The 12918-nt window shown below is 72.1% G+C and carries 13 protein-coding genes; 6 read left to right on the top strand and 7 right to left on the bottom strand.

Features of this window, described 5'->3' with window-relative positions:
• The first annotated feature begins 14 nt into the window (after nucleotides 1-14).
• Nucleotides 15-656 (top strand): bifunctional 4-hydroxy-2-oxoglutarate aldolase/2-dehydro-3-deoxy-phosphogluconate aldolase, encoded by a 642-nt coding sequence (gene eda, locus Q8A52_RS37780; RefSeq protein WP_316760219.1) that lies wholly within the window; start codon nucleotides 15-17, stop codon nucleotides 654-656.
• A 467-nt stretch (nucleotides 657-1123) separates the two neighbouring features.
• On the opposite strand, the gene Q8A52_RS37785 is transcribed toward eda, so the two are convergent.
• From Q8A52_RS37785 to Q8A52_RS37795, 3 genes are read right to left on the bottom strand one after another with little or no spacing between them, the layout of a single operon-like run.
• Nucleotides 1124-2461, bottom strand: coding sequence for a bifunctional RNase H/acid phosphatase (locus Q8A52_RS37785; protein ID WP_316760092.1), 1338 nt, complete (start codon nucleotides 2459-2461; stop codon nucleotides 1124-1126).
• A gap of 12 nt (nucleotides 2462-2473) precedes the next feature.
• A complete protein-coding gene (locus Q8A52_RS37790) occupies nucleotides 2474-3217 on the bottom strand; it encodes a zinc ribbon domain-containing protein (protein WP_316760221.1) in 744 nt (247 codons plus the stop codon).
• Nucleotides 3214-4128, bottom strand: coding sequence for a Nif3-like dinuclear metal center hexameric protein (locus tag Q8A52_RS37795; protein ID WP_316760096.1), 915 nt, complete (start codon nucleotides 4126-4128; stop codon nucleotides 3214-3216). The genes Q8A52_RS37790 and Q8A52_RS37795 overlap by 4 nt, the downstream gene beginning before the upstream one ends.
• Nucleotides 4129-4316: 188 nt before the next feature.
• On the opposite strand from Q8A52_RS37795, the gene Q8A52_RS37800 reads away from it, so the two are divergent.
• Together Q8A52_RS37800 and Q8A52_RS37805 are read left to right on the top strand one after the other, a co-directional pair.
• Nucleotides 4317-5537, top strand: coding sequence for a hypothetical protein (locus Q8A52_RS37800; RefSeq protein WP_316760098.1), 1221 nt, complete (start codon nucleotides 4317-4319; stop codon nucleotides 5535-5537).
• A gap of 96 nt (nucleotides 5538-5633) precedes the next feature.
• Nucleotides 5634-5786: a hypothetical protein gene (locus Q8A52_RS37805; protein WP_316760100.1), complete on the top strand. Its 153-nt coding sequence runs from the start codon at nucleotides 5634-5636 to the stop codon at nucleotides 5784-5786.
• Between the two features lie 52 nt (nucleotides 5787-5838).
• Here the strand turns inward: Q8A52_RS37805 and Q8A52_RS37810 are convergent, their stop codons facing one another.
• Genes Q8A52_RS37810 through Q8A52_RS37820 form a run of 3 tightly spaced genes read right to left on the bottom strand, consistent with a single transcriptional unit; the run spans nucleotide 5839 to nucleotide 8762 of the window.
• On the bottom strand, nucleotides 5839-6777 hold the full coding sequence (locus tag Q8A52_RS37810; protein ID WP_316760102.1) for a 3-oxoacyl-ACP reductase: 939 nt from the start codon (nucleotides 6775-6777) through the stop codon (nucleotides 5839-5841).
• A gap of 11 nt (nucleotides 6778-6788) precedes the next feature.
• Nucleotides 6789-7865: a Zn-dependent alcohol dehydrogenase gene (locus Q8A52_RS37815; RefSeq protein ID WP_316760104.1), complete on the bottom strand. Its 1077-nt coding sequence runs from the start codon at nucleotides 7863-7865 to the stop codon at nucleotides 6789-6791.
• A gap of 39 nt (nucleotides 7866-7904) precedes the next feature.
• Nucleotides 7905-8762, bottom strand: a complete 858-nt coding sequence (locus Q8A52_RS37820; RefSeq protein ID WP_316760106.1) for a MaoC/PaaZ C-terminal domain-containing protein — start codon at nucleotides 8760-8762, stop codon at nucleotides 7905-7907.
• 274 nt (nucleotides 8763-9036) lie between these two features.
• Between Q8A52_RS37820 and Q8A52_RS37825 the strand changes: the two genes are divergently transcribed.
• Nucleotides 9037-9240, top strand: a complete 204-nt coding sequence (locus Q8A52_RS37825; protein ID WP_316760107.1) for a hypothetical protein — start codon at nucleotides 9037-9039, stop codon at nucleotides 9238-9240.
• Nucleotides 9241-9296: 56 nt separating this feature from the next.
• On the top strand, nucleotides 9297-10532 hold the full coding sequence (locus tag Q8A52_RS37830; protein ID WP_408649326.1) for an ATP-binding protein: 1236 nt from the start codon (nucleotides 9297-9299) through the stop codon (nucleotides 10530-10532).
• On the opposite strand, the gene Q8A52_RS37835 is transcribed toward Q8A52_RS37830, so the two are convergent.
• On the bottom strand, nucleotides 10510-12078 hold the full coding sequence (locus Q8A52_RS37835) for an alpha-L-arabinofuranosidase B (protein ID WP_316760110.1): 1569 nt from the start codon (nucleotides 12076-12078) through the stop codon (nucleotides 10510-10512). The genes Q8A52_RS37830 and Q8A52_RS37835 overlap by 23 nt on opposite strands.
• A 228-nt stretch (nucleotides 12079-12306) precedes the next feature.
• Here Q8A52_RS37835 and Q8A52_RS37840 point away from each other — a divergent pair, with 228 nt between their 5' ends.
• Nucleotides 12307-12918 (top strand): response regulator transcription factor, encoded by a 612-nt coding sequence (locus Q8A52_RS37840; RefSeq protein WP_316760112.1) that lies wholly within the window; start codon nucleotides 12307-12309, stop codon nucleotides 12916-12918.

The raw sequence follows: 12918 nt of genomic DNA on the forward strand, positions 1-12918 counted from the left end.
GGGCCGTGGGCAGGATGAGCGCCATGCCGCCCTCACCGTCTCTGCTGGATCTCGCGCCCGTCGTCCCGGTCGTGGTCGTCGAGGACGCCGCCGACGCCGTGCCGCTCGCGCGGGCGCTGGTCTCGGGCGGGCTGCCCGCGATCGAGGTGACGCTGCGGACCCCGGCCGCGCTCGACGCCATCAGGGCGATCGCGGCCGAGGTGCCGGACGCGGTGGTGGGTGCGGGCACGGTCATCGCACCGGCCCAGGTGACCGAGTGCATGGCCGCGGGGGCGCGGTTCCTGGTCAGCCCGGGCTGGACGGACGCGCTGCTGGACGCCATGCGGGCCTCCGGGGTGCCGTTCCTGCCGGGGGTGTCGACCACGACGGAGGTGGTGGCACTGCTGGAGCGCGGGGTGCGGGAGATGAAGTTCTTCCCGGCGCAGGCGGCCGGCGGCACGGCCTATCTGAGGTCGCTGGCCGGTCCGCTGCCGCAGGCCCGTTTCTGCCCCACCGGAGGCATCGGCCCGGTCAACGCCCCGGAGTATCTGTCCCTCCCCAACGTCGGCTGTGTGGGCGGGACCTGGATGATCCCCGCGGACGCCGTCGGCGCCCGGGACTGGGGGCGGGTCGAGGCGCTGGCGCGGCAGGCCGCGGGGCTCGGGCGATCCGGATGACGACCTTGCCGAAGCCGCGCCGCTCGCGTGGTCGCGGTACGCCTCGTGCACCTCGTCGAAGCCGAAGACCCGGTCGGCGCGAGGGCGTCGGTGGTGATCTCAGCGAGGGCCGGTGCGGGCTGTCGGCGGGGGCGTGGGGGCGGCACGTCGTGGAGAACCTGCGGGCGCGGGCGCTGCGCAGCCCGACCCGGAGCTCGACGAGCTGACGGCGGAACTCGACGCGTACGTACCGCCGTACACCCCCGACGACGACTACCTCGAGTGCGCCGTCCCGCTCCGACTGCGCTGCGCGGAGGGCGAGTTGCGGCTGCTGACCACGCTGACCTCGTTCGCCACGGCGTCGATGTCACTCCCCCAGGCTCAACTTCGTTCGAGCAGCGGGGACCCCCATGCGAACTGCATCTGGAGCCGTTCCCGGCGGATGCGCGGACGGCGGAGATCCTGCGCGAGCGCGCCGCCCGCGCGGCTCAGCGGAGATGAGAGGTGTCGTTGAACAGCCGTACGCTCGCGTTGCCGTCCGCGTAGTACGCCACCGCCGACAGTGACGCCGCCGACAGCTCCATGCGGAACAGGGACTCGGGCGGGGCGCCGAGGGCGAGGCGGACGAAGGTCTTGATCGGGGTGACGTGCGTGACGAGCAGGACCGTGCGGCCCGCGTACGCCGCGACCAGCTTGTCGCGGGTGGCGGCGATCCGGGTGGCGGTCGCCGCGAAGCTCTCGCCGTCGCCGGTGGGCCGGGCCTCCGGATCGGCCAGCCAGGCATTGAGGTCGTCGGGGTGGCGCTCGCGCACCTCGCCGAAGGTGAGCCCCTCCCAGGCGCCGAAGTCCGTCTCCCGCAGCCCGTCGTCGATCGCGACGTCGAGCCCGAGGCGGGCGGCGACGATGCCGGCGGTCTCGCGGGTCCGGGCCAGCGGAGACGCGACGATCGCCTGGATCGTGCCCCGCCTCGCCAGCGCCGCGCCGACCCGCTCGGCCTGCTCACGGCCGACGTCGGAGAGGGACGGATCGGTACCGCCGCTTCCCGAGAAACGCTTCTGCGGAGTCAGCGGGGTCTCACCGTGCCGCAACAGCACAAAGGTGGCGGGCGCACCGAGATCGGGGGCGGAGCTCCAGCCGGGGCTGGAGGTGGCGGGGGCGGCGGGGGCGGCGGTCGCGGCCGGGGAGCCGGACGGCGAGGCCGTGCCGGAGGCCACCGCGCGGGCGGCGTGCAGGTCGGCGTCGGCCTTCACGCCCTCGTGCGGCGGCTCCCCCTGGTCGGCCGATGCGCCCCGGCCCGCGGCCAGCGCCGCCCGGGCGCGGGCCGCGCCCGCCGTCGCGTCGCCGGGCGGGCCGGAAGGCTCCGGTTCGGCAGGTCTCTTCAGGGCTGCGGTCGAGGCCGACGCGGTCCACTGTTCGCCCCGGCTCCCGGCGTCCATCGCCTCGTTGGCCAGTCGGTCCGCGTGCTTGTTGCGCTCGCGCGGGATCCACTCGTACGTCACCCGGTCCGGCGGAAGGACGCGGCTCGCCTCCATCGCGAGGGGCTTCAGATCCGGGTGCTTGATCTTCCAGCGGCCCGACATCTGCTCGACGACGAGCTTGGAGTCCATGCGGACGTGGACCTGGGCCGACGGGTCCAGTTCCCGCGCGGCGCGCAGGCCGGCCAACAGCCCCCGATACTCCGCGACGTTGTTGGTGGCGACCCCGATGTGCTCGGCCGCCTCGGCGAGAGTCTCGCCCGTCGCCGCGTCGATCACCACGGCCCCGTACCCGGCCGGCCCCGGGTTGCCCCGCGAACCGCCGTCGGCCTCGACGATGAACTCCCGCACGCCGTCCGCCCCTTACAGCCCCGACTCGGCCGTGCGCACCAGGATGCGACGGCAGTTCTCGCAGCGGACGACCGTGTCGGGCGCGGCCTTGCGGACCTCGGCGAGCTCGGTGATCGCGAGCTCCTGGCGGCAGCCCTGGCAGGTCCGCTGGTACAGCTTGGCCGCGCCGATGCCGCCCTGCTGCTCGCGCAGCTTGTCGTAGAGCTTGAGCAGGTCCGCGGGGACGGCGCCCGCGATGACCTCGCGCTCCTTGGTCACCGAGGCAGCCTCGCCGTCGATCTCCTCGAAGGCGGCGTCCCGGCGGCCGGTCGCGTCGTCGATCTTCGCCTGGACGGAGGCCACCCGCTCGGTCAGTTCGCCGACGCGCTCCTGAGCGGACTCGCGGCGTTCCATGACCTCCAGGACGACGTCCTCCAGGTCGCCCTGCCGCTTGGCGAGGGAGACGATCTCCCGCTGGAGGTTCTCCAGGTCCTTGGGGGAGGTGATCGCGCCGGAGTCGAGGCGCTGCTGGTCGCGGGCGGCGCGCTGGCGCACCTGGTCCACGTCCTGCTCGGCCTTGGTCTGCTCGCGGGCGGTGTCGCTCTCCTCGGTCTGCGCGGCCACGAGCAGGTCGCGCAGCTGGGTGAGGTCCTTGGTCAGCGACTCGATCTCGGCGTGCTCGGGCAGCGACTTCCGCTTGTGCGCCAGCTGCTGCAGGCGGACGTCGAGTGCCTGGACGTCGAGGAGTCGGATCTGGTCGGCGGGCGCGGCGTTCAGTTGGGGGCTCCCGTTGAGCTAGAAGACGAAGGGGCGCGCGAAGCGCTCGTGGGAAGGGTGGTGGTGGGCGACGGGCGGGCGGACGCCGCGTGGGCGGTCCAGGGGTCGGTGACCGTCTTGGAGACGTGGACCCGCAGGTCCCAGCCGTGGCGGTCGGAAATCTCGTCGAGCTGGGCTGCGGCCAGCTCGCACCAGGGCCATTCGGTGGCCCAGTGCGCCGCGTCGAGCAGCGCGAGCGGACCGGGGGAGACGGCCGCCGTGAACTCCGAGGCCGGGTGGTGGCGCAGGTCGGCGGTGAGGAAGGCGTCGACGCCGGCCGCCCGGACCTGGTCGAAGAGGCTGTCGCCGGAGCCGCCGCTGACCGCGACGGTGCGGATGACCGTCTCGGGGTCGCCGGCCACCCGGATGCCCTGCGCGGTGGCGGGCAGCCGCTCGGCGGTGCGGGCGGCGAACTCGCGGACCGTGACGGGATGGTCCAGTTCGCAGACCCGGCCGAGGCCGCGGCGGCCCTCCGGGTCGGTGGGGTCCGGCACGAGGGGCCGTACGACCCTGAGGTCCAGGGCGCCGGCCAGCGCGTCGCTGACGCCGGGGTCGGCGGTGTCGGCGTTGGTGTGGGCGACGTGCAGCGCGATGTCGTTCTTGATCAGCGTGTGCACGACCCGGCCCTTGAAGGTGGAGGCCGCGACCGTCGTCGTACCGCGCAGATAGAGCGGGTGGTGGGTGACCAGCAGGTCGGCACCCAGCTTCACCGCTTCGTCGACGATGTCCTGCACGGGGTCCACGGCGAACAGGACCCGGGAGACCTCCTGGTCGGGGTCGCCCACGACGGTGCCGACCGCGTCCCAGGACTCGGCCCGCTCGGCGGGCCACAGGTTCTCCAGCGCGGCGATGACTTCAGACAGACGGGGCACGGGGAAAAGGCTACCTGCCTGTTCTGCGGGGATGTACCGGTCCGTGTCCGATGGGCCCCGTGCAGCACATCCGCCCCCGTTTCCTCAGGCGAACCGCTGCCCGGCCACCCTTATGTGTGAAGCGCTTGCCTGCCGGTTCCACGTCTGTGCGTACGAAAACTAGCTTCGTCGCCGGAGGTGACCGAACGATGACGGCCTGTGCGATCGAAACCACGGCCGCCGGCGAGTGCGACGACGTGCCGGCGGCGGGCTGCAGCATCACGGCGGACGGGGCCTACGCCGCCCGCCTCGCGCTGGACGGCGGCTCCTGGTTCCCGGAGCGCTGGACGCTGGACGGCCCCGAGCCGTACGCCGTGCCGCTGCCCGGCAACCAGCCCGAGGAGCCCGGCACCGAGGTGCAGCCGATGGGCGACGGGCGGGTCCTGATCCACCGGCTGGTGGAGCGGCGGCACGCCTTCTCGCTGCTGTACCCGACCGGCCCCGGCACCGGTGAGCTGCCGCTGGGCACGGTGGAGTGCCCGGACCCCGGCACGGGACTGCGGCTGCTGCCGCCGGCGCCGAGCGGCATGCGGGCGTACGCCCTCGAGGTCGGCCCCCGCTCCACGGCGGTGTGGCTGGTGGCGGGCGGCTCCTTCGGACCCGAGCACGTCGCCGAGATCCCGGGGCACTGCTCGGGCGGGGTCTGGCTGGACCGCGCGGGACGGATGCTCGCCCTGGACCGGGAGATCGGCGGGATCACCAAGGCGGTCGTGGTGGACCTGGAGCGGGGCGGCGAGGTGTCACCGCTGCTGCAGATCGCGGCCGGCAGCGACGACCGGCTGCTGCTCGCCGATCCGGACAGCGGGCTGATCCTGATCGGCTCGGACGCTCCCTCCCCCGGGCAGGAACGGTTGGGCTGGGGCGTCCTGGGCAGCACGCTGCCGGTGCGCTTCCCGGAGTGCCTGCGGATGGCCGAGTGCGTGGTGACACCGTTCGCGATCCAGCCGGGGCAGGTGCTGGCGCCGGAGCACTGCGCGGTGGCGCTGCGCATCGAGGGGCCGCTCGGCAGCTGGGTCGGGGTGTGGCGGCCCGCGGAGCGGCGGGTGCACCACCTCCCGGCGCCCGCGGGATGGCTGGCCGGGGCCGGGCTGTGGACCGAGGGCGGGGTGCTGCGACTGCCGTACGCCACGGAGGAGACCCCGTGCGGTGTGGCGGAGTCGGCGGCGCCCGCGAGAACGGGGGGTACGGGGGACAGGGGAAACACGGGGGGACCGGGGGGCGCGGGCCCGGAGGATCCGGTCCGCAGCGGCGCGGCTGTCGTGGGGCGGGACGCGCCCCGGGAGTCGGCGGAACCGGACCCTCCGGTGCCTGTTGTGCCACGCCCGGTGCCGCTTCAACAAGCGCCGCTGGGACGCCTTGTAACGAAGTAGTGGCAGTTGGCGTGGCCGCCTGGATTCGCCCCGTGGTGTGCCGGTTACACTCGCCCGGCTGTACGAAAGATGATGTTGACGGGGTGAATTCTTCCGATGAGTGACGCGAGTACGACCGACCAGCTGTCCGCCGACCTTCAGGAGACCATCGGTCACGGTAAGCACCGCGGCCCGGTCTCGGCGCAGGACAGCGAAACGGCACCGCACGGCCGGCACCGCAAGCCGGAGCCGGCCGAGTCGGCGGCCTGACGGTTCGCATGTGGGGGCCCATCAGCCAGGCTGATGGGCCCCCTTTCGTGTGTCACCGGCGTTTGAGTCCGAGCACCTCCGCCGCCGCGAACGTCTCCCCCGGCGGCCGGTCCGCGTAGTGCGGGGTGAGCAGCGCGTCGAGTTCGTCGAAGGTGAAGGTGTCCTGCTTGCTGTCGAACTGCGCCTGGACCCGGGGCCGTTCGACGACGGCGACCATGCCGCCGTGCACGACGAGCAGTTGTCCGTTGACCCGTTCGGCGGCGGGCGAGGCCAAATAGCCGACGAGCGGGGCGACATGCTCGGGGGCGAGCGGGTCGAGGCCCTCGCCGGGCGCCCTGAACCCGGCGAAGACGTCCTCGGTCATCCGGGTCCGGGCGCGCGGGCAGATCGCGTTGGCCGTCACCCCGTACTTGGCGAGGGCGAGCGCGGTGGAGGTGGTCAGCCCGACGATCCCGCCCTTCGCGGCCGCGTAGTTGGGCTGGCCCGCCGAACCCGCGAGGAACGCCTCCGACGAGGTGTTCACGATCCGCCCGTAGACCGCTCCCCCGGCCGCCTTGGACCGCTCCCGCCAGTGTGCGCCCGCGAAGTGCGTGGTGTTGAAGTGTCCCTTGAGGTGGACCCGGATCACCGAGTCCCACTCGTCCTCGGACATGGAGAAGACCATGCGGTCGCGCAGGATGCCCGCGTTGTTGACCAGGATGTCCAGCTTCCCGAACTCGGAGACGGCCAGCCCGACGAGTTCGCGCGCCTGCGGGAAGTCGGCGACGTCCCCGGTGTGCGCAACCGCCCGGCCGCCGTGCCCGCGTATCTCCTCGGCGACCTGCTCGGCGGGTGCGGCCGATGCCTCACCGGAGCCGTCCCGGCCGGGCTGCCCGTAGTCGTTGACGACGACGGCCGCGCCGAGCCGGGCGAGTTCGAGGGCCTCGGCCCGGCCGAGGCCGCGCCCGGCGCCCGTGACGACGGCGGACAGCCCCTCAAGTGGCAGTGACATCTGTGGAGTCCTCAGATCTCTATGCACGTACGCAGGGCCGTCCCGGTACGCATCTGGTCCAGCGCCTCGTTGATCTCGGCCAGCGGCACCCGGTGGGTGATCAGGCCCTCGAGGTCGACGCGGCCGGCCCGCCACAGGGCGATGGTGCGCTCGTAGGAGCGCAGGACGTCGCCGCCGCCGTACATCGAGGGCAGGATCCGCTTCTCGTCGAAGAACAGCTCGAACATGTTGAGCTGGAGGAAGTCGTCCATGGCGCCCGCGCCGACCACGACCAGGGTGCCGCCGCGCCGGGTGTTCTCGTACGCCGTGCGCGCGGTGGCGGACTTGCCGACGACCTCGAAGACGTAGTCGAAGCCCTCGCCACCGGTGACCTGCTGCTTGGCGTCGGCCAGTTCGTCCGGTGACACGGCCTTCGTGGCGCCGAACCTGAGCGCCGACTCGCGGCGGGAGGCGACCGGGTCGACGGCGACGATCTCGGCGGCGCCCTCGAGCCGTGCCCCCTGGATCGCCGAGATGCCCACACCCCCGCAGCCGATGACGGCGACCGACGAACCGGCCTCGACATCGGCAGTGTTGAGGGCGGCGCCGAGTCCCGTCGTCACTCCGCAGCCGATGAGGGCGGCGATGTCGAAGGGCACGTCGTCCGGGATCGGCACGGCGCAGCCCGCGTCGACGACGACCTCCTCGGCGAAGGTGCCGGTGCCCGCGAAGCCGAAGACGTCCCCGCCGGGGCGCTTGAAGTTGGGGGTGCCCGCGTTCATGAAGCCGGCCAGGCACAGCTCGGTCTGGCCGCGCTTGCAGGCGGGGCAGGCGCGGCAGGCCGGCAGCCAGCAGATGACGACCCGGTCACCGGGCTTGAGATGGGTGACGTTCTCGCCGACCTCGAGGATCTCGCCCGCGCCCTCGTGCCCGGGGACGAAGGGCGCCGGCTGCGGAAGCACCCCGTTCATCGCGGACAGGTCCGAGTGGCACAGCCCCGTGGCACGCACCCGCACCCGCACCCTGCCGGGGCCGAAGCCCACCGCCTCGACGTCGTCGAGGACCTCCAGCTTGTCCTGGCCGATCTCGTGCAGTACGGCTGCGCGCATGGTGCGGCTCCCCTCGAAGGCTTCGGTGGCTCGGGTGGCTCAGGAGTGTTCGACGACGGTGTCGGCGAGGACGGGCGCGTCGCCCCTCTCGACCGCGCTGACGGCGACCCGCACGGCGCCTTCCTGCCGCCACATGCGGATGCGCAGGGTCTCGCCCGGATACACCACCCCCGCGAAGCGCGTGGTGTAGGAGCGGACCCGGGTCACATCGCCGCCCAGCAGTGTGTCGACGACCGCCTTGAGCGTCATGCCGTAGGTGCACAGCCCGTGCAGGATGGGCCGGTCGAACCCGGCGACCTTGGCGAACTCGGGGTCGGCGTGCAGCGGGTTCCAGTCGCCGCAGAGGCGGTAGAGCAGGGCCTGCTCCTCGCGGACGGTCTTCTCGACGGTCCGGTCGGGCTCGCCTGCGGACGGTTCGAGACGGGTGGAGGGGCCGCGGTCGCCACCCCAGCCGCCCTCCCCGCGTACGAAGATCTGCGCGTCGTTGGTCCACAGCGGACCGTCGGCGTCGGCGACCTCGGTGCGCATCACGAGGACGGCCGCCTTGCCCTTGTCGTAGACGGCGGCGATGCGGCCGGTGGCGGTCGCGGTGCCCTCGACGGGGATGGGGCGGTGCAGGGTCAGCGACTGCCCGCCGTGCAGCACGCGGGCGAGGTCGACGTCGACGCCGGGCATGGACAGGCCGCTGATCACCCCGGGCGACCCGTTGCCCGCGACGGTGGCGAAGCTCGGCAGGACGTGCAGCCGGGACTCCAGGGTGTAGCGCAGTTCGTCGGGGTCGGTGGCGGGGACTCCGGCGCCCAGGCCCAGGTGGTAGAGCAGGACGTCCTTGCGGTCCCAGGTGATCTCACCGGAACGGGGCTCGGCGGCGAGGGCCTTCGCTGCGTCGATGGGCATACGGCTCCTGACACTCACGGCTTGCGGACGGCGGCTTGCTTCGGACGGCGGCTTCAAGACCTCGGTGCGACCGTCCGCACCGTCGGCCGCACCGAGGTCGTCACGGGCCGATCTAGAACGCGTTCCAGTCCGGCGCCCCTTGTATAGCCCAGCGTCCCTTACTTGTGAAGGCTCCTGACGCTGTGTCAGTTCAGGTCGGCCGTGACATTTGTACTGCCCGAGTCCGTACATGCGCATCTGCCGGACAGGGGGCCGTGATTCATAGCTTCTAGACATGACACAGGCATCGGCCGCCTTGTCCTTCACGGGAGCCGTCAAGACCTACGGCCCGCACCGCGCCGTCGACGGCATCGACCCCGGCATCGCGCGCCCGGCACCGCACCGGGCACTCGGGGCCATCCTCGTACTGACGTCCTGGCTGTTGGTGTTCTGTTCGTACGCTGTGCTGTCGTACCGCCGTAGTGCGGGGACCAGCTGATCGGGGGATCTCGGGTGAACAAGGACAAGTCGTGGTGGCACGGGATTCGGTGCCAGGTGGCCGCCTGGCAGGCCGCACGGACGGCCTGGAAGGCGGACATGGAGCGCTTCCGGGCCGCGCAGAAGGCCGCCCGGAAGAACGGGGAGACGCCTGAGCACCCGGGCCCACCGCCCACCGGTTTCGCCCTGCTGCCGTGGCTGCTCATGGGACTGGGCTCCTTCTCCAATCTCTTCCAGGGCAAGACCCCCGACCCGTGGATCGGCGGCCTGGGTCTGCTCGCCTTCAACTCGCTGTACATCTACGTGACGTTCCGCGCCTTCGACCGGGACAAGCGCGAAGCGACGTCCACCCGGGTGGCGCTTGTGCTGATGGGCCTGCTGACCACAGGCCTGGCCCTCGGGTACGGCGGCAGCTGGCTGCTGTTCTTCCCCCTGCTGGGCCTCGCGACGGGCGCCACCCTGCGCGGGCCGTGGCTGGGCCGGACGGGCATCCTGCTGGCCGCGTTCGCCGGTACCGTCTCCGGCTTCCGCGACGGGTGGGACGCGGTGAACATCGCCTACGGCACCTTCCTGTCGAGCATGGTGACCGCCGCGATCCTGGGCCTGAGCGAAGCCGTACGGGAGCTGCGCGCCGCCCGTGAGGAACTGGCCCGCCGCGCTGTGGAGAAGGAGCGCATGCGCTTCTCCCGCGATCTGCACGACCTGCTCGGCCACACCCTGTCGGTGATCGTGGTGAAGTCGGAGGCGGCCCGGCGCCTCGCCCCGCGCGACATGGACGCGGCGCTGTCGCAGATCAACGACATCGAATCGGTCGGCAGGCAGGCGCTGACCGAGATCCGCGAGGCGGTGACCGGCTACCGGGAGGGCAGCCTCGCCACGGAGCTGACCCGCGCCCGCTCGGCCCTGTCCGCGGCCAGTGTGGAGCCGGTGGTCAGGCAGTCCGGCACCCCGTTGACCCCGCAGACGGAGGCCCTGCTGGGCTGGGTGGTGCGCGAGGCGGTCACCAACGTCGTCCGGCACAGCGACGCCCGCCGCTGCGAGATCACCGTCGAGAGCACCGCGGAGCGGGCACGGCTGACGGTCACGGACAACGGCACCCGCGCCGCCGCCGAACCCCGGGAGGGCATCGGCGGCACCGGTCTCAAGGGGCTGACCGAGCGCCTCGCGACGGCGGGCGGCTCCCTGCGGGCCGGCCCGTCGCCGCGCGGCGGCTTCACGGTCACCGCCGAACTCCCCACGGAATCGGCGGAGCTGTCGGCGGCCGGGGCGGCTACGGCGCCCAGGGCGAGCTGACCACCCAGCTCACGTCGTCGCTCCACGAGGTGGCGCTGTCCCAGGTGTTCGAGCCGCCGTTGCTCGCTGTGTAGACGTTGTAGTCGTAGTGGCGCAGATATCTGGTCGGGTAGGTGTACGACGCGAACGAGGTGCCCGTGCCGCTCCTCCCGGTCTGCGGGCAGAACGTGGCATCCGCCCTGAACTGGGCGCTCCCGTCCATGGGTTGCCGGTAGAGCCGGTAGTTGTAGTGGCGCAGGAAGTCACCGGGGTAGTTGCGGGACTCGAAGGAGACGCAGGAGCTGTCGGCGAGGCCCTTGCGGACGATCCAGGTGGCGTCGTTCTTGTCGAGGGCCGAACTGCTCGACGTCACCGCGGAGATGACGGCCGTGTCGTTCTGGTGGCGGACGTAGTCGGTGGTGCAGCAGGAGGTCGTCGCGCGCAGCGAGATCTCCGAGCCGGCCGTGAGGGAGCCGGTGCTGCCGGTCGGGCCGCCGTAGCCGACCGAGACGATGTTGGCCTGCACGGCGTCGTCGGCGGCGTCCGTCGGGATGCCGGAGGTCATGACGCCCTCGAAGAAGGACCCTATGGAGCCGTTGCTGTTGTCACCGCCGGTGCCGAGCACGATCGCGCCCTCCTGGTGCATCGGCGAGTAGCCGCCGGCGGTCGGCTCTCCTCCGGAATATGTGGTGGTGAGTCCACCGGATTGGGCATTGCCGTATTTCAGCGCGAAATGGTTCTGCCCGTTGTTCTTCAGCAGCGCGGTGACGAACGGCAGCGGCCCGGTTCCGGTGTTGGACGAGTTCCTGCTGTACCCGGCGTCCGACTGGAACAGACCGTTCTCCAGGTCGGCCTGCACCCACGGCCCCTGGCCGTAGCAGGGCGAGAACCAGCACTCGGTGCCGAAGTTGATGGCGTCCATGTGGCCGTTGCCGGTGTCCTTGTTGTTCGTCTCGGCGTTGCCGTAGTCGAAGCAGCAGGCGCCGTTGACATGCGTGCCGGAGGTCACCATGTACATCCCCTCGGCCTGCCCGTTCACGGCCACGCCGGAGGTGGAGTTGTCCCGGTAGCCCATGCCGGCCGAGATCTCCAGGCCGTAGACCTGGTGGCCGCCGACGGTCACCGGCAGCCCGTCCGCGGGCGCCCCGACATCGGCCGCGCCTGCCCCGCCCGCACCCTCGATCGTGAGGTCGTTGTGGCGCGACGACTGGTCGTAGATCTTGGTGATGATGCAGGTCGTACCGGAGCAGAAGGAGTCCTGTGCGGCACTGTCGGCGTACCCGCCCGTCGCCTGCAGCCCGATGCCGGCGGTGGCGCCGTCCGAGGCGCGCTGCACCTGGTAGAGCGAGCCGCCGTAGGACGAGTAGAGCGCCCGGACGAGGCTGTGCGCGGCGACGCAGGGGGTGCCCGCGGCGGCGTAGATGTCACAGGGCAGCGAGCTCGCGGCGGACGCCTGCGGGGCCCCGACGCCGAGCAGCAGCGCGGCGACGGTGGCGAACGCCGCGAGGACGGACAGGACGGCCCTTCTCGGCCGCCGGGGACGTGAGCGCGGGAGTCTTGAGAACACGGTGCACCTCTTCGGTTCCTCGTGGGGCGCTGCGGGCACGGTCGATCCGGCGCGGTCGATATACCGGACGCTGTTCGATCGAAATACCGAACCTTTTCTGTGTCGGAATACCGAACAATTAACGGAAATGCAGAGGCGATTGTTTGCGCGTCAACAAGAGGGCGTCAACCCCCGTGGGCCCGAACAATGACGAGTCTTTAATGGGCCACGCTTGGCTACGCTTGGGTCGTGAACAACATCCGGGTCCTGCTCGCCGAGGACCAGGGCATGATGCGCGGCGCCCTGGCCCTCCTGCTCGGCATGGAGGACGACATCGAGGTGGTCGCCCAGGTCGCGACCGGCGACGCGATCGTGGACGCCGCGCTGCTGCACCGGCCGGACGTGGCCCTGCTGGACATCGAACTGCCGGGCATGAGCGGGCTGGACGCGGCGGAGAAGCTGCGCGAGCAGGCCCCCGCCTGCCGGGTCCTGATCCTGACCACCTTCGGCCGGCCCGGCTATCTGCGCCGGGCCATGGAGGCCGGGGCCGCCGGTTTCCTGGTGAAGGACGGGCCGGTGGAGGAACTGGCCGAGGCGATCCGGCGCGTGCTCACCGGGGAGACGGTGGTCGATCCGGCGCTGGCCGCGGCCGCGCTCAGTGCCGGGCCGAGTCCGCTCACCGCCCGCGAGTGCGATGTGCTGAAGGCGTCGGTGGACGGTGCGACGGTCGCCGACATCGCCGGCAAGCTGCATCTGTCCGAGTCGACGGTCCGCAACTACCTGTCCTCCGCCATCGGCAAGACGGGCACCCGCAACCGGGCGGAGGCGGTACGGGAGGCCCGGCAGCAGGGGTGGCTGTGA

The organism is Streptomyces herbicida (assembly GCF_032656585.1).
Lineage (GTDB): Bacteria > Actinomycetota > Actinomycetes > Streptomycetales > Streptomycetaceae > Streptomyces > Streptomyces herbicida.